The sequence below is a fragment of the Streptomyces xingningensis genome (assembly GCF_054957865.1).
Map to the genome: position 1 here is coordinate 1 of NZ_JBDJPF010000065.1, position 23964 is coordinate 23964.

The 23964-nt window shown below is 69.8% G+C and carries 22 protein-coding genes and 2 pseudogenes; 12 read left to right on the forward strand and 12 right to left on the reverse strand.

Features of this window, described 5'->3' with window-relative positions; translation table 11 throughout:
• The 3 genes and pseudogenes from ABCR83_RS26825 to ABCR83_RS26835 all read right to left on the reverse strand — a co-directional run.
• Positions 1–118 (reverse strand): annotated as a pseudogene (locus tag ABCR83_RS26825) (glutamine synthetase); the annotation flags it as partial.
• A 277-nt stretch (positions 119–395) separates the two neighbouring features.
• Positions 396–1643, reverse strand: coding sequence for a tetratricopeptide repeat protein (locus ABCR83_RS26830; RefSeq protein ID WP_462697776.1), 1248 nt, complete (start codon positions 1641–1643; stop codon positions 396–398).
• A 158-nt stretch (positions 1644–1801) separates the two neighbouring features.
• Complete coding sequence (locus tag ABCR83_RS26835; protein WP_462697777.1) at positions 1802–2134, reverse strand: GntR family transcriptional regulator; 333 nt, start codon at positions 2132–2134, stop codon at positions 1802–1804.
• A gap of 310 nt (positions 2135–2444) precedes the next feature.
• Between ABCR83_RS26835 and ABCR83_RS26840 the strand changes: the two genes are divergently transcribed.
• The 5 genes and pseudogenes from ABCR83_RS26840 to ABCR83_RS26860 all read left to right on the forward strand — a co-directional run bounded on the left by ABCR83_RS26840 (position 2445) and on the right by ABCR83_RS26860 (position 7577).
• Complete coding sequence (locus ABCR83_RS26840; RefSeq protein WP_462697778.1) at positions 2445–3476, forward strand: GntR family transcriptional regulator; 1032 nt, start codon at positions 2445–2447, stop codon at positions 3474–3476.
• A complete protein-coding gene (locus ABCR83_RS26845) occupies positions 3473–4177 on the forward strand; it encodes an HNH endonuclease (RefSeq protein ID WP_462697779.1) in 705 nt (234 codons plus the stop codon). Before ABCR83_RS26840 ends, ABCR83_RS26845 begins: the two co-directional genes overlap by 4 nt.
• Positions 4174–5835 (forward strand): AAA family ATPase, encoded by a 1662-nt coding sequence (locus tag ABCR83_RS26850; protein ID WP_462697780.1) that lies wholly within the window; start codon positions 4174–4176, stop codon positions 5833–5835. The genes ABCR83_RS26845 and ABCR83_RS26850 overlap by 4 nt, the downstream gene beginning before the upstream one ends.
• Positions 5832–6062: pseudogene (locus tag ABCR83_RS26855) on the forward strand (helix-turn-helix domain-containing protein); the annotation flags it as partial. The gene ABCR83_RS26850 and the pseudogene ABCR83_RS26855, both read left to right, overlap by 4 nt.
• A gap of 246 nt (positions 6063–6308) precedes the next feature.
• Positions 6309–7577: a site-specific integrase gene (locus tag ABCR83_RS26860; protein ID WP_462697781.1), complete on the forward strand. Its 1269-nt coding sequence runs from the start codon at positions 6309–6311 to the stop codon at positions 7575–7577.
• A gap of 75 nt (positions 7578–7652) precedes the next feature.
• On the opposite strand, the gene glnA is transcribed toward ABCR83_RS26860, so the two are convergent.
• Positions 7653–9014 (reverse strand): type I glutamate--ammonia ligase, encoded by a 1362-nt coding sequence (gene glnA / locus ABCR83_RS26865; protein ID WP_462697782.1) that lies wholly within the window; start codon positions 9012–9014, stop codon positions 7653–7655.
• Between the two features lie 315 nt (positions 9015–9329).
• Between glnA and ABCR83_RS26870 the strand changes: the two genes are divergently transcribed.
• Positions 9330–10409: a hypothetical protein gene (locus ABCR83_RS26870; RefSeq protein ID WP_462697783.1), complete on the forward strand. Its 1080-nt coding sequence runs from the start codon at positions 9330–9332 to the stop codon at positions 10407–10409.
• Between the two features lie 87 nt (positions 10410–10496).
• Here ABCR83_RS26870 and ABCR83_RS26875 read toward each other — a convergent pair whose 3' ends face one another.
• Both ABCR83_RS26875 and ABCR83_RS26880 read right to left on the reverse strand, forming a co-directional pair.
• Positions 10497–11981 (reverse strand): AAA family ATPase, encoded by a 1485-nt coding sequence (locus ABCR83_RS26875; RefSeq protein ID WP_462697784.1) that lies wholly within the window; start codon positions 11979–11981, stop codon positions 10497–10499.
• Positions 11982–11995: 14 nt separating this feature from the next.
• Positions 11996–12418, reverse strand: a complete 423-nt coding sequence (locus tag ABCR83_RS26880; protein ID WP_462697785.1) for a MerR family transcriptional regulator — start codon at positions 12416–12418, stop codon at positions 11996–11998.
• A 60-nt stretch (positions 12419–12478) separates the two neighbouring features.
• Between ABCR83_RS26880 and ABCR83_RS26885 the strand changes: the two genes are divergently transcribed.
• A complete protein-coding gene (locus ABCR83_RS26885; protein ID WP_462697786.1) occupies positions 12479–13423 on the forward strand; it encodes an aldo/keto reductase in 945 nt (314 codons plus the stop codon).
• On the opposite strand, the gene ABCR83_RS26890 is transcribed toward ABCR83_RS26885, so the two are convergent.
• Positions 13420–14421: an ArsR/SmtB family transcription factor gene (locus ABCR83_RS26890; RefSeq protein WP_462697787.1), complete on the reverse strand. Its 1002-nt coding sequence runs from the start codon at positions 14419–14421 to the stop codon at positions 13420–13422. The two genes, ABCR83_RS26885 and ABCR83_RS26890, sit on opposite strands and share 4 nt — an antisense overlap.
• A 56-nt stretch (positions 14422–14477) precedes the next feature.
• On the opposite strand from ABCR83_RS26890, the gene ABCR83_RS26895 reads away from it, so the two are divergent.
• The gene (locus tag ABCR83_RS26895) at positions 14478–15764 is read left to right on the forward strand and encodes an MFS transporter (protein WP_462697788.1); all 1287 of its coding nucleotides are present in this window, start codon (positions 14478–14480) and stop codon (positions 15762–15764) included.
• On the opposite strand, the gene ABCR83_RS26900 is transcribed toward ABCR83_RS26895, so the two are convergent.
• Positions 15761–16669 carry a ketopantoate reductase family protein gene (locus ABCR83_RS26900; protein WP_462697789.1) on the reverse strand — a complete coding sequence of 303 codons (909 nt, stop codon included), beginning with the start codon at positions 16667–16669 and terminating at the stop codon, positions 15761–15763. The genes ABCR83_RS26895 and ABCR83_RS26900 overlap by 4 nt on opposite strands.
• Positions 16670–16756: 87 nt before the next feature.
• Here ABCR83_RS26900 and ABCR83_RS26905 point away from each other — a divergent pair, with 87 nt between their 5' ends.
• Positions 16757–17365, forward strand: a complete 609-nt coding sequence (locus ABCR83_RS26905; RefSeq protein ID WP_462697790.1) for a CGNR zinc finger domain-containing protein — start codon at positions 16757–16759, stop codon at positions 17363–17365.
• Positions 17366–17374: 9 nt separating this feature from the next.
• Entirely contained in the window at positions 17375–17830 is a 456-nt protein-coding gene (locus ABCR83_RS26910) for a DUF6196 family protein (protein ID WP_462697791.1), read from the forward strand.
• Between the two features lie 39 nt (positions 17831–17869).
• On the opposite strand, the gene ABCR83_RS26915 is transcribed toward ABCR83_RS26910, so the two are convergent.
• The 3 genes from ABCR83_RS26915 to ABCR83_RS26925 form a co-directional block, all read right to left on the reverse strand.
• Positions 17870–19087 (reverse strand): glycosyltransferase, encoded by a 1218-nt coding sequence (locus tag ABCR83_RS26915; RefSeq protein WP_462697792.1) that lies wholly within the window; start codon positions 19085–19087, stop codon positions 17870–17872.
• The gene (locus tag ABCR83_RS26920) at positions 19084–19860 is read right to left on the reverse strand and encodes a MerR family transcriptional regulator (protein WP_462697793.1); all 777 of its coding nucleotides are present in this window, start codon (positions 19858–19860) and stop codon (positions 19084–19086) included. The genes ABCR83_RS26915 and ABCR83_RS26920 overlap by 4 nt, the downstream gene beginning before the upstream one ends.
• A gap of 104 nt (positions 19861–19964) precedes the next feature.
• On the reverse strand, positions 19965–20852 hold the full coding sequence (locus ABCR83_RS26925) for an alpha/beta fold hydrolase (RefSeq protein WP_462697794.1): 888 nt from the start codon (positions 20850–20852) through the stop codon (positions 19965–19967).
• Positions 20853–20998: 146 nt separating this feature from the next.
• Between ABCR83_RS26925 and ABCR83_RS26930 the strand changes: the two genes are divergently transcribed.
• The gene (locus ABCR83_RS26930) at positions 20999–21403 is read left to right on the forward strand and encodes a hypothetical protein (RefSeq protein WP_462697795.1); all 405 of its coding nucleotides are present in this window, start codon (positions 20999–21001) and stop codon (positions 21401–21403) included.
• Between the two features lie 63 nt (positions 21404–21466).
• Positions 21467–23041, forward strand: a complete 1575-nt coding sequence (locus tag ABCR83_RS26935) for a multicopper oxidase family protein (protein ID WP_462697796.1) — start codon at positions 21467–21469, stop codon at positions 23039–23041.
• A gap of 125 nt (positions 23042–23166) precedes the next feature.
• On the opposite strand, the gene ABCR83_RS26940 is transcribed toward ABCR83_RS26935, so the two are convergent.
• The gene (locus tag ABCR83_RS26940) at positions 23167–23781 is read right to left on the reverse strand and encodes a DUF4234 domain-containing protein (RefSeq protein ID WP_462697797.1); all 615 of its coding nucleotides are present in this window, start codon (positions 23779–23781) and stop codon (positions 23167–23169) included.
• Positions 23782–23964 lie beyond the last annotated feature (183 nt).

The window sequence follows — 23964 nt, forward strand, 5'->3', positions numbered from 1 at the left end:
ACGCGGTGACCTCGGAGCGGTACTCCTCCCACTCCTGCTTCTTGTTGCGCAGGAACTGAAGTGGCGAATCTGCCACGTGCGGGAGTGCGGGAGCGTAGATCGTTGACCTGCGGGGGAGCGGTTGTCATTGGTCGTTGTCGGGCGCCTTCGGGCGCCTTCGAACGGCCCGTGGACGGCCCGGAGTCGGACTCTCGGAGCCGCTATCGCTAGCAGCCGGACCCGCTAACGTTAGCGACCCCGCTAGCGACCCAAACCACCGTTGATCAGCGTGTTAGCGGTTAGCGACCCACCTGCGGAAACCCTCAAAACCGGCTCTGGAGGCCCCGGGTGACCTCCGCCGCCCTCGCTAGCACCATCCTGCCGCTCGTCACGCTCGGTTACATGGATATGGAACGTCACTGAGGCAGGAAACCGGGCCTCTGCTGTCCGAGCGCGTGCAGATGGGCGAGGTAGTCGCGCGCTGCGGGTTCCTTGCCGTAGCGCTGCTTCAGCTCGGCAGCCAACTCGCGGCTCGTCATGATGAGCGACGGCACCGACTGGCGGTCGCCGTCAAGGGCCCGCTCGCCCATGGTGATTGCCTGTTCCAGGTCTCCCTCACGGGCTGCCGTCACGCCCAGCGTGACGCGCGCTTCCGCGTTGCGCATCGGCTTGCGTTCAAGGCCGTCAAAGTCCGTTCCGACACGAAGGACTTCCTCGGCGAGAGTGCGGGCGAGCTTGTCTTCGCCCACCAGGCGGTAGCAGTCCATCGCATAGAAATCGAACTTCGCCGGATCCACTACGAAGTGGTTGTCCAAGTTCTCCGGGTGAGGCATCCCCTCAAGCAGCCGACGCCCCTTGTCGAGCGCGACTTCAACCTGCCGGCGGTCGCCGAGCCGGGCCCAAGCCTTGGCCTCTTGCGCAGCGAGCTGCACCGCAACTCCGTGGTGCGCAGCGAGTTCGGCCCCGGCCTGCGCGGCCGTGATGACGCCGCGGTAGTCGCCCGTCGTGAGTGCGAACCATGCCCGCATCTCGTGGGCCCACCCACCTACCTCGGCATGGTCCGCCTCGGTTGCCAGGGAGAGTGCGGCCTGTCTCGTCGACTCGGCCGCGTAACGGTCGCCCGTGTCGTATTCAACGCAACCCACGAGAAGCGCCAGCCAGCCGGAAAGGGCCAACACCTCGCGGTGCTGGGACAGCGTGAGACTTTTCGAATGGAGTTCCACGACGCGACGCAGCCACTGCCGTCCCTCAAGGATGAGCTGTTCGCTCGGCATGTACGGGTACTCCGAACAAAGCCGGTCGATAGTAATGCGCAGAGCGTCAAGCGTGGCGTTGTCCACGTCGGACCGGTTAAGGCGACTCACTATCTCCAGGGTCTCCATACCGCTCGCGGCAAGGATCTCCTTGTCGCCGTCTCGGCGCGATGTCACCGGGAAGAGCGCGTTCGTCACAGTGCCGAAGACAGCCGCGATGAGCGGACGATGGAAGTCGTTTGGCCATTGGCCGGACTCCCAACGCTTCCATTGCCGGAGCATGCTTTCCTCGGATGGCAGTTCCGTTGGAGCGTGGGCCCGCAGCGCTCTGACTGCCTTTCTTTGTGACCAGCCGCGCGCGTTCCGTTCGGCCTCCATGCGCCGTGCCCATGCGGGCCTGTCTTCGGTCATGTGCCCTCCTCCGAGTACGTGGCTCTGAGTCTCGCTCGCCGACCAGGGGGACAGGGAAGGGGACAGCAAGGTGACACCGGACATGTCACCCCGTCCGCTCACTGCCCCTTGGGTGTCACTTACGGCACAACTCCCGCTAGCTGCATGCTGGTTGCAGATCACGCACCACTAGGGATGCAGCGCTCTTCGAGCGCTGCGACCCGTTCAGTCAACGCCTGAATCTGGGAGCGGATTTCCTTGATGTCGTCACGCACGTCATCGCTCGGGGCAGCGCTGTCGCTGACGAAGTTGCCGATGTTTCCCGCTGAGACGATCAGCCCTTCAGCGCGAAGGACGGCCAACCCGTTCTGGATGGTCTGGCCAGCGAATCCGAAGCGCTCCACCAATTCCCGCTGCGTCGGGAGTCGTTCACCCGGCTGCATCTGCTTGATGTCCTCGCGGAGCGCGTCCGCGACCTGCACGGCCTTGGGCTTGGGTCCTCTGGCAATCATGCCCTGAGCGTACCCACCACAGCTGACTAGCGCACGCCACCGCATGGGGCTTGTGCACCACAGCCGACTAGTGCACGCTAGTCAATAGCGGCCGCCTCGTCCGAGGCGGATTCTCCGCAGAAAAGCCCTGGTCAAAGCCAGGGCTTACAGCAGGGAGCGGCTCCCTACCGCCAAGCAGTCAGCCGCTCCCCTACCCGAAAGGGGTGTCTCCATGATGCCTGGAGCTGTCGTGGAACGGGTGAACGAGCAGGTCACAGTGAGGGGCAATGGTCCTGGTGGTCGCCGGTTGCGTGCCGGTGAGGTTGTGCCGTTGACGGCTGAGCAGTCGGAGCGGCTGGGTTCGCTGTACGCGGAGTACGGGGACCGGATGGTGCGCTACGCGTACTCCAAGCTGCGGGTTTTCGGTCGGAGCGCCGATGGGGCGTGGTCCCTGGCCGAGGACATCGCGCAGTCCATGTGGGTGCAGGTGGCCCGTAGCCGTGAGCGGGGCGTGCTAGGTGAGGGCCTGTCCGAGGACGAGGTGCGGCCCATCCTCTTCGCGCGAGTGAAGCAGCAGATCAGCGCGCATTTCGCGCTGTCCTCGTCGTCGGAGTCGCCGGTCGACTGGACGGACCAGGCGACCTGCAACCGGCTGTGCCCGCTGATGCCGAGCGGGTGCGCGCTGGTGGAACTGCCCGCCTATCTGGCCGAGATGGTCGACGCGTTGCCGGAGCGCGAGCGTGCGGCGCTGCTGCTGCGGCTGGACGGCACGCCCATGAGGCTGGTGGGTGACCGCCTGGAGTGCGGTGAGGCGACGGCCCGGCGGCTGGTGGGGACGGCTGTCCTGCTGCTTCAGATCGACAACCCGCAGTTGTCGGGTCCTGCCGTGGCGCTGGAGTCGCTGCCCCAGTGGGAGCGGCGGGCGCTGACGGGGCTGAGCGAGGCGAAGCGGGCGGCGCTGCTGCGGATGGAGGAGACGGCGCGGCGCAGTCTGCTCCTGCTCGGTGCGGGGCTCTCGCTGGAGCAGGTGGCCGCGCGGCTGGGAGTCTCCGAGCAGCCGGTGATGAACGCAGGCCGGTGCCTGTCGGTGCTGCGGGCCTCTGGCGGCTGGGACGACGAGATGCGGCCGGTCCGCAGGTCGAAGTCCCAGATCATCGCGGACGCCGTGCGTGAGGAGCTGGAGACGATGGCGCCGGGTGACCGGCTGGCGTCGAAGCTGGAGCTGATGGACCGCTTCGCCTGCGGCGCGGGGACTGTGCAGAGCGCCATGGAGATCCTGCGGGCCGAGGGGCTGATCAGCTCGGCACGCGGACACGGGTTCTTCGTCACCCGCTCCCAGGACGACATGGAGCAGGCGGCATGAGCCACCGGCAGATCAGCGGCGGGCGGCGCCGTATCCGCAAGGAACAGCTCGCCCGCCGTCTGGGACAGCACTGCGCCTACTGCCGCCGTCCGTTCGCCTCGCTGGAAGAGGCGACCCTTGACCATGTCGTGCCGTACTCGCTGTGGCGCACCTGGACGGTCACCGCCCTGGTCCTGGCGTGCGAGCCGTGCAACCACACCAAGGCCGACCGGCTGCCCCTGTCCATGGCCCTGTTGCTGCTCCGGTCGACACCGACCGGCTACCAGCCGACGGGCGCCGACCCAGCCCCGACGCCCGACACGGCCCCGACTCCTACGCCCCTGGGCCGGGCCGACTGGCTCACGCTCGCGCGCCTCGCGTACGCGCACCAGTCGGCAGGTCGGTCGGCCGACCGTACGGCCGACTGGACGCCCTCACGGTCGAGGGGTGACCTGCCCGTACGGGCCGTACGGCCCGACCGGCAACCTGACTGGCTGCCCGACCGGTCGGGGGTGCGTACGCGTACGGACCGGCCGTACGCACCCCACGGGTCGGCCGTACACGGTCGGGGCATTGTCGGGTGCGACCTGCCCGTACGGGCCGTACGGTCGGCCGACCGTACGGCCGCACACCAGCCGCCCGTACGGCCCGACTGCGAGCGTGACGCGCCACGGCCCGTACGCGCGTGCAGCCGGGCGATCGGCGAGGGAGCGGCGGTATGAGCGTGGATGCGGTGATGCCGCACGATGAGGAGCTTGAGCGGTGCGTGCTCGGGTGCGTCATCCACTACCCCGACCGCTTCACCGGCCTGGCCGCGATCCTGGCCCCCGGCGACTTCTACAAACCAGCGCACAGCGTGGTCTGGTCGATGCTCGCGCACCGCCTCGGCCGGGGCGAGCCCATCGACCCGCCGGCACTGACCGCCGCCCTCGCCACCGCGGGAACCCTGCAAACCGTCGGCGGGCCCGCCTACGTCTCCGCCCTCCCCGGCCACGCCGTACCGGATGCCACCTGGCACGCCCAGGAGCTCAAGAAGACCGCACGCCTGCGAGCCGCACGCGAACTCGGGGTGCGGCTCCTGCAGGCCACCGCCGCCCCCGGCGCCGAACCCCCGCACCTGGCCGCCCTGGTCGCCGACGTCCTGCCCGTGCTGGAGGGCAGCGACCAGGTGCCGGGCCGGGCCAGCCGACAGGCCGCATGGACAGCCGACGCCCTCTACCGCGCACAGTTCCCCGAACCACGGTGGGCGGTACCCGACCTGGTCCCCGAAGGGCTCACCGTGCTCACCGGGGCCCCCAAGGTCGGCAAGTCCTGGATCTGCCTCGGCCTCGGCCTGGCCGTCGCCACCGGCGGCAAAGCCCTCGACGCCATCCCCGTCGAGCAGGGGGAAGCGCTCTACCTCGCCCTGGAGGACACCCCGCGCCGCATGCAGTCGCGTCTGCACCGCGTGCTCGGGCACGAGGTGCCCCCGGCCGGTCTGCACATCCATGTCGAACTGCCCGCCCAACTGGGCGGCATCCGCCGCTGGCTCGACCAGCACCCCGGGGCACGCCTCGTCATCGTGGACGTCCTCCAGCGCGTCAGAGGCGACACGGGACGCGAGACCAGCGCCTACGCGGCCGACTACACCGCGATCACCCAGCTCAAGCACCTTGCCGACGCCTACCAGGTCGCTTTCATCGTCGTCCACCACATCCGCAAGGCCCAGTCGGCGGACTGGATGGACGCGACCTCCGGCACCAACGGCATCAACGGCGCAGCCGACGCGACCCTGTTCTTCTCCCGGGCACGCGGCGAGGCTGAAGGACTGCTCCACCTCACCGGGCGTGACGTCGAGGAGAACGAATACGCGCTCCGGCGCAACGACGGCTCGATGACCTGGCATCTCGTGGACGGGCCCGCCGACATCGCTACCGCCACCGAGCCGAACGCGAAGATCCTCGCCCACATCCACGAACACGGACCCAGCACCCCCAGACAGGTCGCCGAAGCCACCGGACAGGACCCGAACTCCGTCCGCACCCTTATGGGGCGGCTGCGGGACCGGGGCCGCCTCACCCAGCCCTGTCGCGGGACGTACGCGCTCCCGAGCCGGGGGACGCACTCCGAAAGCAACAAAGCAACACCTGTTGCTTCCCCTGTTGCTTTCGTTTCCGCAGGCCAGGAGGGCGAAAGCAACAAAGCAACAGAAGCAACAGCCACCAGCACCCCGGCCGCAGACCCCGGCACCGTGTTGCCTTTGTTGCTTTGTTGCTCTCAGGGCGCTGACCAGCAAGAACTCAAAGCAACACCCGAAGCAACACCTGTTGCTTTGTTGCTTTCGAAGCCTCACCACCCCGGCCACGACACCACCGGCGACGCGCGGGAGGAAGCCTCATGAGCCCCGCCCAGGCTCAGCCGCCCGACCCGCGCACCACGCTCCGGGCGGGGCTGCCCGACCGGTACCTCACCCCCGAGGACATCGCGCAGCTCTTCGGCGTGCCGCTGGAGACCGTCTACCAGTGGCGCAAGAAGCGCACCGGACCGCCCGGCTTCCGTGTCGGCAAGCACGTCCGCTACGACCCCGCCACCGTGCACCGCTGGGTCGCCGGGCAGATGAGCCGGGAAGAGACCACCCCCGCCCGGGGGCGGGTGGTCTCTTCCATCCGTCGGCGAGCTGACGCCGAAGACGCGGCCTGAGAGCCGCTACCGGTAGCGGCAACCCCTGCTACCGGTAGCACCCCCGCTAGCACCACAAACCCTTCTTGATCAGGCCCGTAGCACGTAGCGGGCCCCACCCCGCACACCCCAAAACCGGCCGGAGAGCCGCCTCCAGGCCCTCCCCCACCCTGCTACCGGAAGGAGACCAGCCCCATGGCTGGCCACGTCCAAGACCGCTGGTACAAGACCGAAACCGACCCCGACGGCAAACCCCGACGAGTGAAGACCGAGCGTCACGGCACCGGTATGCGCTACCGCGCTCGCTACGAGGGCCCCGACGGCACCGAGAAGTCAAAGAGCTTCCCCGACCGGCAGAAGCGCCTTGCGGAGAAGTGGCTCATCAAGATTGCCGCCGACATGGACACCGGCCGGTACATCGACCCCAACGCCGGGCGTACCACGTTCCGGCAGTACACCGAGAAGTGGCTTGCCTCCCAGACCACGGACCCGACCACCCGCTCTTCCGTGGACGTGCAGCTGAGGCGCCATGCGATCCCGTACATGGGTCCGCGCCCGCTCGGGTCGTTCAAGCCGGAGCACATCCGAGACTGGCTCAGCGAGTTGGAGCGTGCAATACCCGCATCGTCGTACCGTCGAGTGATCTTCGGCAGCGTTTCAGCGGTGTTCACCGCCGCCGTGGAAGACGACCACTTGCACCGCAACCCCTGTAAGGCGAGCACGGTGCGTGCCCCGGGCCCCAACGCCCGCCGCGTCGTACCGTGGACGGCCGAGCGCACATTCGCCGTGCGGGCCGCTCTGCCGGAGCAGTACAGGGCGATCGTCGACCTGGGCGGCGGGTGCGGTCTGCGGCAAGGTGAGATCTTCGGGCTCCCGGTCGACGAGATCAGGTTCGATGCCGGTTGGCTGCATGTCGCGTATCAGGTGAAGGTGGCTGACGGGAAGCTCGTGTTCGCTCCCCCGAAGCGCGAGAAGGAGCGTGACGTACCGCTCGCCGACAGCGTGGCGCACGTACTCAAGGGGCACATTGACACCCACCCGCCTACGGAAGTCTCACTGCCATGGCGCCGCCCTGACGGGCCGTTGGTCACGAAGCGACTGTTGTTCGTCCGTCCTGACGGCGAAGGCGCGGTCCGGCGTACGGTCTTCAACACGAGGTTGTGGAAGCCTGCTCTCGTGACTGCCGGCGTCATCCCCGAGCCCAAACCGGGTGAGCGCCACCAGGCCGCGCGCGAACACGGCATGCACGCGCTCCGGCACTTCTATGCGTCCGTCCTGCTAGACGCCGGAGAGAACATCAAGGCACTGAGTACGTACCTCGGCCACAGTGACCCAGGCTTCACGCTCCGCGTGTACACGCACCTGTTGCCAAGCAGTGAGGGGCGCAGCCGCAAGGCCGTGGACAGCCTCTATCGGGGCGCCAGTTCGGGGCCGGACGGCCCACAGACGGCCCAGGGACAGTGAGACAGGACGTGGGGCCCACGGCCGACACCCGTGGACCCCACGGGGCCAGTTCGAGAAACCCTCTTTGACCTGGCATTACAGCACCGGCAGCATCTTCCGCAGCTCGAACGCGGTGACCTCGGAGCGGTACTCCTCCCACTCCTGCTTCTTGTTGCGCAGGAAGAAGTCGAAGACGTGCTCGCCGAGCGTCTCGGCGACCAGCTCGCTCCGTTCCATCAGCTCGATCGCCTCGCCGAGGTTCTGCGGCAGCGGCTCGATGCCCATCGCCCGGCGCTCCGCGTCGGACAGCGCCCAGACGTCGTCATCGGCACCGGCCGGGAGTTCGTAGCCCTCCTCGATGCCCTTGAGTCCTGCGGCGAGCAGCACCGCATAGGTCAGGTACGGGTTGGCGCCGGAGTCGATGGAGCGGACCTCGACCCGGGTCGATCCGGTCTTGCCGGGCTTGTACATCGGGACCCGGATGAGCGCGGAGCGGTTGTTGTGGCCCCAGCAGATGTATGAGGGGGCCTCGCCGCCGGCGCCGGCGGTGCGCTGGGAGCCGCCCCAGATGCGCTTGTAGGAGTTGACCCACTGGTTGGTGACCGCCGAGGTCTCGGCCGCATGGCACAGCAGACCGGCGATGAACGAGCGGCCGACCTTGGAGAGTTGGTACTCGGCACCGGACTCGTGGAAGGCGTTGCGGTCGCCCTCGAAGAGCGAGAGGTGGGTGTGCATGCCGGAGCCGGGGTAGTCGGAGAACGGCTTGGGCATGAAGGTGGCGTGCACGCCCTGTTCTAGGGCGACCTGCTTCATCACGATCCGGAAGGTCATGACGTTGTCGGCGGTGGAGAGCGCGTCGGCGTAGCGCAGGTCGATCTCCTGCTGGCCGGGGGCGCCCTCGTGGTGGCTGAACTCGACCGAGATGCCCATGGATTCGAGCATGGTGATGGCCTGGCGGCGGAAGTCCATGCCCACATTGGTGGGGGTGTGGTCGAAGTAGCCGGAGGAGTCGGCGGGGACGGGGCGGCTGCCGTCCACCGGCTTGTCCTTGAGCAGGAAGAACTCGATCTCGGGGTGGGTGTAGAAGGTGAAGCCGAGGTCGGAGGTCTTGGCCAGGATGCGCTTGAGGACATAGCGCGGGTCGGCGTAGGAGGGGGAGCCGTCCGGCATCAGGATGTCGCAGAACATCCGGGCGGTGCCCGGGGCCTCGGCGCGCCAGGGCAGGATCTGGAAGGTGCCGGGGTCGGGCTTGGCGATCATGTCCGATTCATAGACCCGGGCGAAGCCCTCGATCGCGGAGCCGTCGAAGCCGATGCCCTCGTCAAAGGCCTGTTCCAGCTCGGCGGGGGCGACGGCGACGGACTTCAGGTAGCCGAGGACGTCGGTGAACCACAGCCGCACAAACCGGATGTCGCGCTCTTCGAGCGTCCGGAGCACGAACTCCTGCTGCTTATCCATGGCTACCTATCCTCGCAGGTCAGACGGCTCGGTTCGGCGGGTGCGGGCGGGGCTTGATCCTGAGTATCACGTCCGCGGGTTACCAGAGGGTTTCCGGCCGGTCGCGCGCCCCCTCCACTTCCTCCGTGCATCGTACTTATGCCCGGTCGACCTGCGTCGCTCGCACTGTCGGGCGAGGAGTCCTGCGGGGACGGCGGCCCCGGACCTTGATCGTCAAGTCCGGCAAGGGATTTCCTTGATCGAAAACCACTTTGACATACCCGCTTGGTCTGTAATTTAGTCTCTCTTTACCTGCCGGAATCGACTCAGGAGCACGTGATCTTTACCAAGCGCAAGGGGCTGGCGGCCGTTGGCTGTGTCGCCCTGATAGCCGCGGCGTCCGCCGCCTGTGGAAGTGCCGAGCAGCTCAGCGCGGGCACCAAGGTGCAGCGCGCCTTCGAGAAGCTGGGCGAACAGAAGTCGCTTTCCCTTGAGATCGGGTTCGAGGGCGACGCGGACAAGATCTTTGCCGCGATGAAGGACACCGAGGACTTCAAGCGCAAGGATGCGGATCTGCTGGCCGGGCTGAAGCTCAGCTATGGCATGGATTACGACCGGCCGCTCAAGGACGTCAAGGTCAAGGACATCAAGCAGGGCAAGCCGGAGAGCGGCTCCGGCTCCATCAGGCTGTCCAAGAAGGACGGCAAGGACCTGCTGGACTACCGGTATGTGGACGGCAAGTACTACCTGCGGGGCGACCTCAAGGGCCTTGCCGAGCTGTCCCCCGCCGGCGAGAGCAAGCGCAAGTTCAACGAGGCGATGGCCCAGGCCGACCGGCTGCCCGCCTCCCTGAGCGCGGTCAGGGGCGGGCTCAAGGGCAACTGGGTCATGCTCGACGCCAAGGGCTTTGAGGACTTCGCCAAGAAGCAGGGTGCCGACCTCGACAAGTCGGCGGACAAGTCGAAGGACAAGCTCGACCCGAAGAGTCAGCAGCAGGCCCTGGAAGCGATCAAGAAGGCATTCGGCGACAGCGCCGAATTCCAGGACGCCGGCTCACGCGACGGCCAGGACCATGTGAAGGTCACCGTGCCGTCCAAGAAGTTCGCCGAAATCCTCGAAACGGGCCTCAAGCCGCTGCAGGAAAAGATCGGCCAGAAGAAGATCGACGACCTCGCCAAGGCGAAGAAGGCGCCGGACGAGAAGCTCTCCGTCGATGTGGGCATCAAGGACGGCATGATCGCCGGACTGTCCGTCGACCTGGGCCGGATGGACAAGAAGATCCACGGCGAACTGCCGCTGACCATCGGCCTCCAGAGCGGCCAGACCAGGACCGTCAAGGCCCCGTCCGGCGCCAAGGAACTCAAGCCACAGGATCTGATGTCCGCGTTTATGCAGCTGTCGGCGCTGAACGACTGAGCGGACGACGGGGCTCGAGGGTGCGGCACGGCACCCTTGAGCACCCTGTCCACACCATTGCATGGGCACCGCATCGGCCGCTCTCGCTCAGCCATAGAGTTCGTCCAGGCCGAGTAGCAGTACCCGGCCGCGCGCGGCCTCCGCACGCAGTGCGTCGCTGAATCCGGCAGCGCTGAAACAGGCGAGCACACACCGATCGGTGCCCATGCCCCGGCGCTCGAGAAGTTCCCTCGCCCTGCCCAGCCTCTCAAGATGGCCCAGGCCCATGACCGTGCCCCACTTCGCCTCGCCCAGCATCGCGACCACGGGCTTCCGGCCACCCGAGCCCGGTTCGACCACGGCCACATCGATCTGGATCTGCTTCCTCGCCACCGGGTCGGTGACCACGCCGCTGCCGACCTGGCCCAGGGAACCGCCGGTCAGGTTTCTCCCCGGGCCCAGAACGAATTCACGGCACACCGCCTCGAAGTGCGGTCCCGCGACCTGGGCCGCGAACCGCTCTGCCGACTGCGCCCACACCTCCGCCGCTTGGCCGCTCTCCAGCCGGGTCCAGGACGGACGCATCACCGCCTCATAGAAGTTGATGAGCGGTTCCGTGATGCGGTACTGCGATTTGCCTGCCCGGAAGACGTCTGCCTCGCGGACCAGCAGATGGCTGTCTTCCAACACATTGAGGGGGTGCGAAATGTCCACCGCCTTACGGCCGATGTAGCCCGCGATCCCACCTCGTGTGGTGTTGCCGTCGGCGACAGCCGCCAGGACCGAGTGATACAGCGAGGTGTCACGGATGTCCGTTTCCTCGGCAAGCAGATACCGCGCTTCGCGAAAGAGCGGGCTCAGCGGAGAAAGCACCACACGGCACAGCCATTCGTCGAACTCCCCCAGGCTGCCCGGGACATCATCGGCGAGGAACTGCCGACGGTAGGCCGGTGTGCCGCCCAGCACGGCATGAATCCTGGCCGCGAGTGCGGGCTCATCGGCAACACCCCAGAAGTCCGCCGCCGATCGGTACCCAAAAGGCCTGACGACCAGTTCCAACTGCGCCCGGCCCCGCAACGGGGCGGAACCGGCGAGCAGCCCGCCCATGACGGACATCGCCGAACCGCACAGCAGCAGCCGCATCCGGCTCTCCTCGGCCTGATGGCGATCGATCTCCCGCTGGACCAGTGAGGGGAGTTCGGGCGCCACCTTGGCCAGATAAGGGAACTCGTCCACGACGACGAGCAGTGGCCCCTCCCCCCGGTCCGGTGCGGCAAGCCCGAACAGATAGGAAATGGCGTCGTCCCAGGTGCCGAAGGAAAACGGTACGGGCGAGCCCGCATGGGTGGCCAGAGCAGCACCGAACTGACGCAGTGACTCCGCTTCGGTCGCCGCCGTGGCGCCGAAATAGAAGCCGCCCAGTTGCTCGATGAGAGCACGCAGCAGATATGTCTTGCCCATGCGCCGTCGGCCGCTGACGACACCGAGCATGGCGTGCGGCACAGGCCTGAACACAAACGCCGAAAGGCCGCTCCACTCGGCTTCCCGGTCGAAAACATGCGATGGCTTGCCAACTCCCGCTGGTCTCCGCACGCCAACCTCACTCCTTAGGAGTACACCCCTAAGGAGTGTACTCCTAAGGAATGCGCCCCGCCCTGACGAACCCCGTCGGCGCCCACCGGCTCGGCCCGTTCCGTGGCGGCCAGGATCCCGGCCAGTGAGCTGCGGCTGTCCTGGAGCTCGGCGATGTGCTGGTCCATCCCCCGTAGCCGGTCGCGAAGTTGACCGCTGACGCAGGGGTGGACCACCATCCCGTCGCCCTCGATGCAGGGCAGCACCTCGCGGATGGCCCGGGTGGGCAGCCCCGCCTCCAGCAGCATCCGGATGCGGCGGACATTCAGCGGCGCGTCCTGCCCATAGCTGCGGTGACCGCCCGGGGTGCGCTGTGGGACGAGCAGCCCCTGCTCCTCGTAGTAGCGCAGCAACCGCACGCTCACCCCGGTGGCCTCCGCCAGCTCACCGATCCTCACGGTGATCCCCCTCACACTCTCTTGAAGCTCACACCCATGTGAGCTCCTAGCGTCGCCCTCATGACGAACACCACAGCAGCCCAGCAGGCCCCCACCGTTTTCCAGCTCGGCGGCGACCTCCCGGTGCGCCGTATCGGCTATGGTGCCATGCGCCTCACCGGTGCCCCCGAGGACCGGCGCGGCCTCACCGCGACCATCTGGCAGGTCGCCCCCGACCGGGACGCCCTGATCGCCCTGCTGCGGCGGGCGGTCGAGCTGGGCATCGACCTCTTCGACACGGCGGACGCCTACTCGCTGGGCGGCAGCGAGGAACTCATCGCCGAGGCCCTGCACCCGTACCGGGACTCGGTCACCGTCGCCACCAAGGTCGGCAACCTCCGCCCGTCCCCCGGGGAGTGGGTGCCGCACGGCCACCCCGCCTACCTCCGCCAGGCCGCCGAGCTGAGCCTGCGGCGGCTGCGCACCGAGCGGATCGACCTGCTGTATCTGCACCGCATCGACCCCGAGTACCCGCTGGCCGACCAGGTCGGGGCGCTCAAGCGGCTTCAGGAGGAGGGCAAGGTCCGGCACATCGGACTGTCCGAGGTCACCGTCGACGAAATCCGCGCGGCCTCCGAGATCGCCCCGATCAGCAGCGTGCAGAACCTCTACAACCTGAGCAACCGCGAACACGAGGCGGTCGTCGACTTCACGGCCGAGCAGGGCATCGCCTTTGTCCCCTACTTCCCGGTCGCGATGGGCGACCACGCCGGACCGGGCAGTCCGCTGGCGGCGGTGGCGAAGGAGATCGGCGCGACCCCGTCCCAGACGGCCCTCGGCTGGCTGCTGCACCGCTCCCCCACGGTGATCCCCATCCCGGGCACGGCCTCGGCCGAGCACCTCGCGGAGAATGCGGCGGCACTCGATATCGCCCTCTCGGCCGAGCAGTTCGGGGCCATCTCCACCGGACGGTTCGCGTCCGCCTCCGTCGAGCAGTACGCCGCCGTCACATCGGACACCCCCTAACCGCCCACCACCAGGGCCTCGGCCACCCTGGTCCGGGCGTAGAGCACCACCCGCCCCGTACGGTGGGCGCTCACCAGGCCCGCCGCGCGCAGCGCCGTCAGATGCTGGGAGACACCGCCCGGTGTCAGGCCGGTGCGGCGGGCCAGCTCGGTGGTCGAGGCGGGGGCGGCCAACTCGGCCAGCAGCGCGGCCCGGCCGCGGCCGAGCACCCCGGCCAGGGCGTCCGAGCAGGGCTGGGGGCGCCGCTCCCACAGGGTGCCGATGCCGCGCGGCGGATAGCGCAGAGTGGTCTGCCACTCGTCGCTGCCGGTGGCATTGGAGAAGATCCGCGGCCAGACGAAGGCGGAGGGCATCAGCAGCAGCCCCCGGCCGCCCAGCCGGCGCACTCCCCGGGTGTAGCGGTGGACCACCTCCAAAGTGCCCGAATCCCAGGAGACTTGGGGGTCGAGGTCGGCGAACAGGCGCCGGGCCCCGCCTTCCGCGAAGCGCCTGGCCCGGTGCAGGACGTCGCCCTCGAGCAGGGTGAGGATGCGCGGCCAGTACGGTGCCAGCGCCAGCTCCCAGTAGGCGGCGATCACCTCGGCCAGCCGCCCCAGCTCCCGCTCCCGGTCCTCGCGCAGCAGGTCAACGGCCCGCTGCGCCCCCGGTGTTGTGGTGCGCAGCGCCTGGGGCGGGGTGGCGCGCAGGGCCGCGAGCTCCACTTCCAGCGAGGGTTGCGGGGTGGTGGGCGGTGGTACCAGGAAGCCCGGGATGCAGCCGGTGGGCTCGGAGATCAGGGCGGACAGCGGCGACAGATCCAGCTTCGCGGCCGCGATCACCGGCCGCACCCGCTCCGCCCACCGCCGGTGCAGGCCCTGCTCATCGGCCCCCATGAGCACCCGTAGGCTGGCCGTCACCTCCCACAGTGGTGAGATGGCGAAGCGGGTACGGGCCACATCCTCGGCCGAGAACTCGATCTCCAGCGTGCCGCCCAAGCCGACCCTCCCATAAGCCGCCATTCAGTACAGGCTAAATCATTGGCCCGGGGTCCGGGGCGCCCGGCACCGTACCGGTCATGCACACCGAAAGCCCCTGGCGGCTGCCCGATTTCCGCACCCTGTTCACCGCCACCGTGCTCAGCCAGCTGGGCACCGACATCGGCTATGTCGCCATTCCGCTGATCGCGGTGTCCGCTCTCGACGCCGGCCCCGGCCAGGTCGGGCTGCTGGCCACCCTGAGCACCGCCGCCTTCCTCCTCATCGGCCTGCCCGCCGGGGCCTGGGTGGACAGGATGCGCCACCGCCGGATGCTGATCGCCGCGGACCTGATGCGCGGCGTCCTGTTCGCCTCGGTGCCGGTGGCCTGGTCACTGGACGTCCTCACGCTGGGGCAGCTGTACGCCGTCGTCCTGCTGAACGGCTGCGCCACCGTGTTCTTCGACGTCGGCTCGCAGAGCTTCCTGCCGCAGGTGGTCGGACGCGAGGGGCTGGTCCGGGCGAACTCCGCGGTGGTGAGCCTCCAGGCGACGAGCACTGTGGCGGGCCGGGGCGCGGGCGGCGGCCTCGTACAGCTGCTCACCGCGCCAATGGCCGCGGTGGCCACGGGAGTTCTCTATCTCGGCTCCGCGCTGAGGCTCACCGGCATCCGCCGCACACCCGCACCCGCGCCCGCACCGGATCGCGGGCAGCGGGCGGCCCCGCTGCGGGCCCAGATCACCGAGGGGCTGCGACACGTCCTCGGCAATGCCGAACTGCGCGCTCTGGCGCTCTCCGCCGCCCTCTCCAACCTGGGCTCACAGATCATCAACGCCCTGCTGCCGATCCTGTTCACCCGTGAACTCGGGCTGCCCGCCGGTGCGCTGGGCCTCTACTGGGCAGCGGGCGGCGTGGGCATCCTGCTCGGCGCCCGCTGCGCCGGCCCACTCGCCCGCCGCCTGGGGTACGGCCGGACCCTCTCGCTGACCGGACTCTGTGCGGCGCCGGTCACCCTGTTCGTCCCGCTCATCGGCGGCGGCCCCTGGCTCTGGGTGGCCGGGGCCGGCTGGCTGCTGGCCACCTTCCGGGTCGGTACCTCCAACGTCCTGGGCGTCACCCTGCGCCAGCGCATGACGCCCGATGCCCTCCTCGGCCGTATGAACGCGACCTTCCGCTTCCTGCTCACCGGCGCGCTCGCCATCGGCTCCGCCCTGGCGGGTGTGATCGGCGAGGCCGCCGGAGTACACACCGCACTGTGGGTGGGCGGCGGCATTCTGGCGTTCGCCTTCCTGCCCCTCCTCCTCTCCCCGGTCCGGACGCGGCGTGAGCCGCCGGCCCAGCCGGCTCAGCCTCCGCACCCCAGCCCCGTGGTGAAGGCCCGGTCCTAAGCGATCGAGGCCAGCTCGTCCACGAGCTGGGTGAGGCGGGGCACGGGCACCCCGTTGGCCGCCGCGGCACGCAGGATCGCGCCGCCGATCGCATCCAGCTCAAGCGCCCGCCCGGCCTCCGCGTCACGCTGCATCGAGGAGCGCATCGCCGCCGATGCGGCGTCGAAGAGGCCCAGCACCCGCTCGGTGTCGACCGGCGCGCCGGTGGCCCGCGCCACCGCGGTGACCTCGTCGAACACGGCCCGCAGCTGCTCCCCGTGCTGGTCGCGGACCTCGCCGACCGGGCTCGCATAGCGGGTGGTCAGCAGGGCCATCGGGGCGAGGAAGGCGATCTTGTCCCACAGCATGGCGTTCTCGTCCGTGCGCACCGTGATGCCGAGGCCGGCTCCGCCCAGGAGGACGGCCAGTTCGTCCAGGCGGGCGCGGGGCACGGCCTCGGCCGCGATCTCCACCAGGGCGAACGGGCTGGTGTGCTCGATCCTGCCGGGGGCGGTACGGGTGGATTCCACCCGGATGGTGGCGGCGACGACCCGCCCGGCGCCATAGCGCTCGCGCAGCGGCGCGAGGTGCTCCAGGCCGTTGAGGAGGGGCACCACCAGCCCCTGCTCGCCCAGGAATTCGGCCGGTACCCGGTCCAGCGCCGAGGCCAGCGAGGTCTGCTTGACCGCGACCAGGCACAGGTCGACGGGCGACCTGAGCTCGGTATCGGCCTCGACGGGCACGGCGATGTCCCCGTACTGACCGCTGGTGAGGTGGAGGCCCTGGTCCCGCAGGGTGGCCGCGGTCCCCTGGCCGGCCAGGCAGATCACCCGGTGCCCGGCCCGGGCCAGCAGGGCCGCGGCCAGCCCGCCGACCCCTCCGGGTCCGAGTACGGCGACCGTCCGGGGGTCGGTGGCTGCGCTCATCGATCAGGTCCTCTCCGGGGAAGGCGGATACCGCCTGGCTTCCTACTGACTTCCTGCGCTGCATACGTCACGAGTTATAGTCGTGACGTGATCAGTCAGGCAACCCCTTCGAACGAAGAGCCCGTGTTGCGGCACGAATTCACCTTTCTGTCCGGGCGGCTGTGCCTGGCCTTCGCCGCGACCCTGTACCGACGGCGGACCGAGGCCACCGAGCTGCTGGACTCCCCGGCCGCCCTCGCCCGCTGGTACGTCGAGGCCGGGCTGCTGGACGCGCCCGTCGCCGTCTCGCACCGTGAGCTCGCCCGGGCCGTGGACCTGCGCGAGGCGATCCACCGCGGTGCCCTGCGGACGATGGCCGGGGAGGTGCCGGAACCGGCCGACGAGGAACGGTTCAACTCCGCCGCGAGCAGGCCGCCCATGGTTCCCCAACTGCACGGTGGCACGGTGCGGTTGACGCCCCCCGGGGGCAACGACCCGGCGGCGGCGCTCAGCACCGTCGCCCGGGATGCCATCGGCCTCCTCACCTCGCCGGACGTGGAGCGCATGCGCGAGTGCGCACGCGAGGAGTGCACCCTGCTCTTCGTCGATCTGAGCCGCCCCGGCAGGCGCCGGTGGTGCTCGAGCACCCGGTGCGGAGGCCGGGCCCGGGCCGCCGACTACCGGCGCCGCCGCCGGGAGGAAACCGGCACAACCTAAGGTGGAGCCATGGTGAATGTGAGCAGAGAGACTCCTGAGCAGACCGAGCAGCGACTCCGAGGCGTCCTTGCGGAAGCGGAGATGGTCGTTCACAAGGGTGCCTGGTACTTCCATGAGACTCCGGCCTCCGCTCCGCCGGAGCTCTCGCCGGAGACCCTGGCCGTGGTACGGGACGCGGAATCCTGGAGCGCGCTCGTCCCGGTGCCGGAAGGCGAGTTGGCGGATGTCGAGCCGGCAGCTATCGAGCACTTCGGGATCTTCTCGTTCCACTTCCCGCCGGGGGTGGACAACAGCGGGTTCGTGGGGTGGCTGGCCACTCATCTCAAGCGGGCCCTGGGCACGGGCGTGTTCGTGGTCTGCGGCAGCAACCGCGACCGGGGCGGAATCTACGACTACTGGGGCTGCCCGGCCGACCTGCTCTCCGAGGCGGTGACCGCCGTCGGCGAGCTGCGCAGGACGGAGTGAGGGCTGAGGATCGGGACCGGGTCAATTCGCCCAGACCCATCACCCCTTGCCCGTCACAAGGCGCTCCACCGCCTCGGCCACCCGCCCCGCACCGTCCTCGGCAGCCATCGTCCGGGCGGCGGCCCCGGCCGCGTCCGCGTAGGAGGGCTCCGCAACCGCCCTGGTCAGGGCGTCCGCGAGGCGCTCGGCGGTCAGTCCGGCGAAGGGGACGGGGGCGGTGGCGGCGCCCAGCGCGGCGAGGCGGTTCGCCCAGAACGGCTGGTCCGCGGTCACCGGGACCGGGACCGCGGGAACTCCCGCGCGCAGGGCGGCGGCGGCCGTGCCCGCGCCCGCGTGGTGGACCACGGCGGCCACCCGCGGGAACAGCAGGGCGTGCGGCACCTCACCGATGGTGAGAAGGTCGTCGCCGTCGGCGGCGAGCCCCACTCCCCCGGACTGGAGGAGGCCGCGCAGCCCGGCGCGGCGCAGCGCATCCGCCGCGAGCTCGCCCAGCCGCTCGCCGTCGCCCTTCGCCATGCTGCCGAAGCCGATGAAGACGGGCGGCGGCCCGGCGGTGAGGAAGTCCTCGACGATCGCGGGCAGTTGGGGGTCGGCGTGGTGCGGCCACCAGTTGCCGACGACCGTGAGGCCCGGGCGCCAGTCGGCGGGCCTGGGCAGCAGGGCGGTGCTGAAGCCGTGCAGCACCGGCCAGTCGGCCGCCTCCTGGCGGCGGCGGGCCGCGGCCGGGGCGGCGGGCGGCAGCCCCAGGTGCGTCCGCAGGTCGCGTACCGCGTCGGCGAAGATGCGGTCCAGCATGCGCCCCGCGAGGCGTCCGGCGGCGCGGTTGCCCCAGCGGCCCAGGGAACGGGTGCCGCCGACGACCGGCGCGAAGTCACCGGTGGGGGCGGATGGAACGAGGTACGCGCCGAGGGTGGGGACGCCGGTGGCCTCGGAGATGTGCCAGCCCAGTGGGGCCGTGGTGGTGGAAAGCAGCAGCAGGTCGGTGTCCTGGGCGGCGGCTTCGGCGAGGCCCAGGGCCAGTTCCCGGACGAAGGCGGCCGCGGTGCGCATCAGTTCGCGCTTGCCGGTGGCCGTGCCCCGGCCGCGCGGGTCGGCGGGCAGCCGGCGGAATGCCAGACCAGCCTCCTCGGCCAGCGGGGCGAAGCTGTCGTGGGTGGCGAGGGAGACCTCATGGCCCTCCCGGCGCAGGCGGGCGCCGAGGCCGATGTACGGGGCGACGTCGCCGCGCGAACCGGCGGCGGTGAGCAGGATCCTCATCGGGCGTCCGCCCTGGCCACGTTGGCGTGCACGGCCGTGCGCAGATATGCGGCCAGGCCGGGACGCTGTTCCGAGGGCGGGACGAGAAGCGCAAAGGCGCGCGGGTCCTCGGCGAAGTCATCGGCGATGCGCAGATGCATATCGAGGGGGCAGGGGGTGAACCAGCGGCTGATATGACGGCGGTGTTCCTCGGCGAGGTCCATGGCCCGCTTGCCGTCGGCCGGTTCGCCTTCGTCGAAGGCGGCATATACGGCCGCACGCCAGTCGGCGGCCTCGGTCATGATGTGCTGCCAGTCCTCCTTGGTGTGGGCGGCGGCGTTGGCCATCGACCGTTGGTGTGCTTCGCTGTCCTGCCATTTGAGCTGGGCCTCGGTGGCATAGCTCAGATCGAAGGTGATCTCGCCGAAGACCTCGAAGCGTTCCTGCGGGGTCAGCCGGACGCCGGTCTCCTCGACCTCCATGGCCCGCTCGGCGACCTCGACCAGCCGCTGGAGCTTGGCTATCTGCTCGCCGAGCAGTTTGCTGCGGGCGCGCAGCAGGTCGAGGGCGCCGGCCCGGGGGTCGTCCAGGATGGCGGCGATCTCATCGAGGGCGAAGCCCAGTTCGCGGTAGAAGAGGATCTGCTGCAGACGGGCCAGATCGGCGTCGCCATAGTGCCGGTATCCGGCGGGGCTGCGTTCGCTGGGGGAGAGCAGCCCCGTCCGGTCGTAGTGGTGGAGTGTGCGCACGGTGATTCCGGCGAAGCCGGAGACCTGTCCGACCGTATAACTCATAAAGATCCCTTTCGTCGGCGCCCACTCTCGGGCCTGACGTCAGGTCAGGGTCAAGCCGTCAAGCCGGGGCCGTCCTGCCCATCTGCGGTCACGCCCGTATGCGGTCACGCCCGTATGAAGGGCATCGCCAGCACCGCCGCCGCGATGGCCTGCGGCCGGTCGTACATCAGCAGGTGCCCGGCCGGGGCGACGGCCTCGAAGCGGCCGTCGAGGCGGTCGGCGAGGGCGCGTTGGCGCTGGAGCCAGCGGCGTTCCAGCCAGGAGCCGCTGCCGGGGGAGGCGGCGAGCACGGTGACCGGCACCGGCGGCAGGGAGCGCTCGGTGCGCAGTTCTGCCAGCTCGGCGGCGACATCGCGGTAGCGGGCGTTCTCCATGAGGACGGCGCGCACCACCCGGCCGGTGCCATAGGTGCGGCGCACCAGCTCGGCGGGGGCCGGGTCCTGGCCCTTGACGGAGGAGGCCCGGACGGTGAGCCGGCGCACGGTGGGGCCCAGGGCGCGGGGCAGTCCGGCGGCGGCGAAGGCCAGGCCGCGGGCGCGGGCGGCGGCGGTGCGCAGTTCGCGGGCGGGGGCCGGGCGGGGATTCTCCTCGACGCTGCCGTCGACCAGGACAAGTCCCGCCGTGCGCTCGGGGTGGAGCCGGGCGAAGGCCTCGGCGTGGAAGCCGGCCAGCGAGTGGCCGACGACCGTCGCCGGTCCGTACAGCCCGAGGGCGTCGAGGACGCCCGCGATCCGGTCCGCCTCGTCGGTGACGGTGGGCGGCACGGTGGCGGGGGCGCTGAATCCGAGGCCGGGGCGGTCGAACCGCACAACAGTGCGGTGCGGGGTGAGCAGCGGCATGACGGGTTCCCAGTCGAACCAGCTCATGCCGAGGCCCGCGCTCAGTACGCACACCGGCCCGGAGCCCTCGCACAGCACATGCAGGGGTACCCCGCCGATGCGCAGCATGCGCCCTGGTGGGCGGTGTCCGGCTCTCGGGTGTTCGGATCTCATGCGCATCCCCCTTCGTCAGACGCCAAGCTAGTCGACGCCGGGAGCGCTATAGGGCCTTGGGCCCGGTCCGCGCACATCCACCTGGAGGCCGGATACCCCGAGGGGGTAGGGTGCCGGGAGATTTCCGGGCCGGGGAGAGGTGTGCGATGGGCGGACGGCGGGAGGCCACCGCTCGGTGCGGTCGTCTGCTGCTGCTCGCCGCGCTGCTGCTGGGCATCGTGACCATGCACACGCTCGGCCACCCCGGCGGGCATGGCGGGGCACCACACCAAGCCGCCGCCCCGGCGGCCCACACCATGCCGATGGCGGCGCCGGCCCTCGGCGGATCACACGCCACTCCCCCGCCGCACGACGGCCTCGATCCCTCGTCCGTCTGTCTCGCCGTGCTGGGCGCGGGCTGGGAGATCGTCGTCCTGCTGCTCGCCCTGGCGGCCCTGCGCCGTCCGGTCGTCGAGGCCGTGGCGGCCCGCGCCTGGTTCGTCCATGCGTTGTGGCCGTTTCCGCCGCCGGTGCACCAGGCCCTCGCCCGGTTGTCGGTGCTGCGCGTATAGGGGGCGCGCGTCCCGCGCTCCCCGTACACACACGCCATCGACACCATCGAGGTGCACTCACCCATGCGCACAACCACTCGCCGCGCCGTGCTCGGCGCCGCCGTCGCCACGGCCACCGGCGGTCTGCTGGCCGCCTGTTCCCAGGGATCCGAGGGGTCCGGGGAATCCGGCGCCGGCTATGTCTCCCCGGACGGGAAGGAGGTCGCGGCCGCGGAGGCGAAGCGCGGTACCGGCCCGGTTCGCAAGGTCCGGCTGACCGCCACCGAGGCCCGGCTCGACCTCGGCGGCCGCACGGTCTCGTCCTGGGCATATGGCGACGCCCTGCCCGGCCGGGAGATCCGGGTCACCGCGGGCGACACGCTCGCGCTCTCCCTCGCCAACCATCTGCCCGAACCGACCTCCGTGCACTGGCACGGGCTGGCGTTGCGCAATGACATGGACGGGGTGCCGGGCGTCAGCCAGCGGAGCATCCGGCCGGGGGCGTCGTTCGACTACCGCTTCGCGGTCGGGCGTCCCGGCACCCACTGGTTCCATCCGCACTCGGGGGTGCAGCAGGACCGGGGGCTGTATGCACCGCTGATCGTGGAGGATCCCAAGGAGCCGCTGCGGTACGACAAGGAGTGGGTCGTCGTCCTGGACGACTGGGTGGACGGGGTGGACGGCAGCACCCCGGACGCGGTGCTGGCGGAGCTGAGCAAGGGCATGGGCGGGGACGACATGGGCGGCATGGGCGGAATGCACCATGGCATGGGCGGCATGTCGATGATGTCCAAGGCGCCGACGGCCTCCGGCGGGCCCATGCCCTCCGGCCCGTCGCGGATGCTGATGGGCGCCACCAGTCCGCTGCTGGGCGGTGACGCGGGCGATGTGGCCTACCCGTACTACCTGGTCAACGGCCGTACGCCGGACGCCCCGCAGACCTTTGCCGCCAAGCCCGGCGACCGGGTCCGGATCCGCCTGCTCAATGCGGGTGGCGACACCGCCTTCCGGGTGGCCCTGGGCGGCCACCGGATGACCGTCACCCACACCGACGGCCACCCGGTCGAGCACCGGGAGACCGACTCTCTGCTGCTGGGCATGGGCGAGCGGTACGACGTGCTGGTGGAGGTCGAGGACGGGGTCTTCCCGCTGGTCGCGCTGGCCGAGGGCAAGCAGCGGACGGCGCTGGCGCTGTTGCGCACCGGCGGCGGCTCGGCACCCGGCGCGCAGGTGCGTCCCCGGGAGCTGGCGAGCACCCCGCTGACGGCGGACCGGCTCCGGGCCGGCCCCGGTGTCCGGCTCGCGGACCGCGGCCCGGACCGTACGGTCACGCTCAGGCTCACGGGTTCCATGGCGAAGTACGACTGGGCGATCAACGGCCGGAAGTACGCGCCCGCACAGCGCTACCCGGTGGTGGCGGGCGAGCGGGTCCGGCTCGCGTTCGTCAACGAGACCACCATGTGGCACCCGATGCACCTGCACGGTCACACCTTTGCGCTGCCCGGCGGCGGGCCGCGCAAGGACACCGCGATGGTGTTGCCGGGCAAGCGGCTGGAGGTCGATTTCGACGCCGACAACCCGGGGCTGTGGATGATCCACTGCCACAACGTCTATCACTCGGAGGCCGGGATGATGACGATCCTCGGCTACCGCGCGTAAGCGCTCCGCTGGGGTCGAGCACATCATCTGCGGGCGCGTTGTGGCTGGTCGCGCAGTTCCCCGCGCCCGGCACGAGGCCGGGGCCCGTACCGCGAACGGTATGGGCCCCGGGCCTGCTCGGCCGCTCAGACGGCCAGCGGGATCTGGGTGCCCGGCTCGACCTGGTTGTAGTGGTCGACGATCTTGTTCAACTCGCTCTGGTAGTAGAGCGGGTAGGTGCCCAGCAGGAACACCAGCAGCAGGCCGATACCGGCGCTGCAGCTGGGCTCCAGACCGGCGGCCCGCTGGGCATTGGCAATGCGCTTGCCGGTGTTGAACACGGAAAAGAACGGGGGGAGGATCAGGAATCCGCCGAATATCATCACCAGCACGCTGCCGGCCGGATTGATCTGACGGCGGCTGTCGAACTCCGCCATCTCCTTGTGGATCTTGTAGTACCAGACGTAGAAGTAGATGCCGAGAGTGATCAGCGTCAGACCGAGCCAGACAGCGAAGGGGTTACGGCGCTTCATGGCCAGGCCGTATCCGGCCGGAGCCGGAGCCGGGTAACCACCCTGGGCGGCCGGAACCGGGTAACCGGCGGCAGGCTGCTGGGGGTATCCGTATCCGTCCTGCTGCGGGTATCCGCCCTGCTGGGGATATCCGCCCTGCTGCGGGTACCCACCCTGCTGGGGATATCCACCCTGCTGCGGATACGAATCGTCGGGGGAAGGCTGGCCCCACTGCGGCGGCGTGGTCAACAAAACTCCTCGGCTGGCTTACTGGCTGGATGTCAGCCGACCATGGCCGGAAAAGCCACGGTCGGACGGCAAAGTTTCTCACAAGAATGTGCCAGCTTGTCAGGGGAATGTCAGCACCCTCGTCCGATGGAATCCGGAACCCCGTATTCATAACGGTGGCGGCACTCACACATCCCCGGCTCT

Excerpts from the sequence above, each read along its gene's own strand:
- ABCR83_RS26830 (WP_462697776.1), bottom strand. The coding sequence starts at position 1,643 with ATGACCGAAGACAGGCCCGCATGGGCACGGCGCATGGAGGCCGAACGG.
- ABCR83_RS26835 (WP_462697777.1), bottom strand. The coding sequence starts at position 2,134 with ATGATTGCCAGAGGACCCAAGCCCAAGGCCGTGCAGGTCGCGGACGCG.
- ABCR83_RS26845 (WP_462697779.1), top strand. The coding sequence starts at position 3,473 with ATGAGCCACCGGCAGATCAGCGGCGGGCGGCGCCGTATCCGCAAGGAA.
- ABCR83_RS26850 (WP_462697780.1), top strand. The coding sequence starts at position 4,174 with ATGAGCGTGGATGCGGTGATGCCGCACGATGAGGAGCTTGAGCGGTGC.
- ABCR83_RS26860 (WP_462697781.1), top strand. The coding sequence starts at position 6,309 with ATGGCTGGCCACGTCCAAGACCGCTGGTACAAGACCGAAACCGACCCC.
- glnA (WP_462697782.1), bottom strand. The coding sequence starts at position 9,014 with ATGGATAAGCAGCAGGAGTTCGTGCTCCGGACGCTCGAAGAGCGCGAC.
- ABCR83_RS26885 (WP_462697786.1), top strand. The coding sequence starts at position 12,479 with ATGACGAACACCACAGCAGCCCAGCAGGCCCCCACCGTTTTCCAGCTC.
- ABCR83_RS26890 (WP_462697787.1), bottom strand. The coding sequence starts at position 14,421 with ATGGCGGCTTATGGGAGGGTCGGCTTGGGCGGCACGCTGGAGATCGAG.
- ABCR83_RS26895 (WP_462697788.1), top strand. The coding sequence starts at position 14,478 with ATGCACACCGAAAGCCCCTGGCGGCTGCCCGATTTCCGCACCCTGTTC.
- ABCR83_RS26900 (WP_462697789.1), bottom strand. The coding sequence starts at position 16,669 with ATGAGCGCAGCCACCGACCCCCGGACGGTCGCCGTACTCGGACCCGGA.
- ABCR83_RS26910 (WP_462697791.1), top strand. The coding sequence starts at position 17,375 with ATGGTGAATGTGAGCAGAGAGACTCCTGAGCAGACCGAGCAGCGACTC.
- ABCR83_RS26915 (WP_462697792.1), bottom strand. The coding sequence starts at position 19,087 with ATGAGGATCCTGCTCACCGCCGCCGGTTCGCGCGGCGACGTCGCCCCG.
- ABCR83_RS26920 (WP_462697793.1), bottom strand. The coding sequence starts at position 19,860 with ATGAGTTATACGGTCGGACAGGTCTCCGGCTTCGCCGGAATCACCGTG.
- ABCR83_RS26925 (WP_462697794.1), bottom strand. The coding sequence starts at position 20,852 with ATGAGATCCGAACACCCGAGAGCCGGACACCGCCCACCAGGGCGCATG.
- ABCR83_RS26930 (WP_462697795.1), top strand. The coding sequence starts at position 20,999 with ATGGGCGGACGGCGGGAGGCCACCGCTCGGTGCGGTCGTCTGCTGCTG.
- ABCR83_RS26935 (WP_462697796.1), top strand. The coding sequence starts at position 21,467 with ATGCGCACAACCACTCGCCGCGCCGTGCTCGGCGCCGCCGTCGCCACG.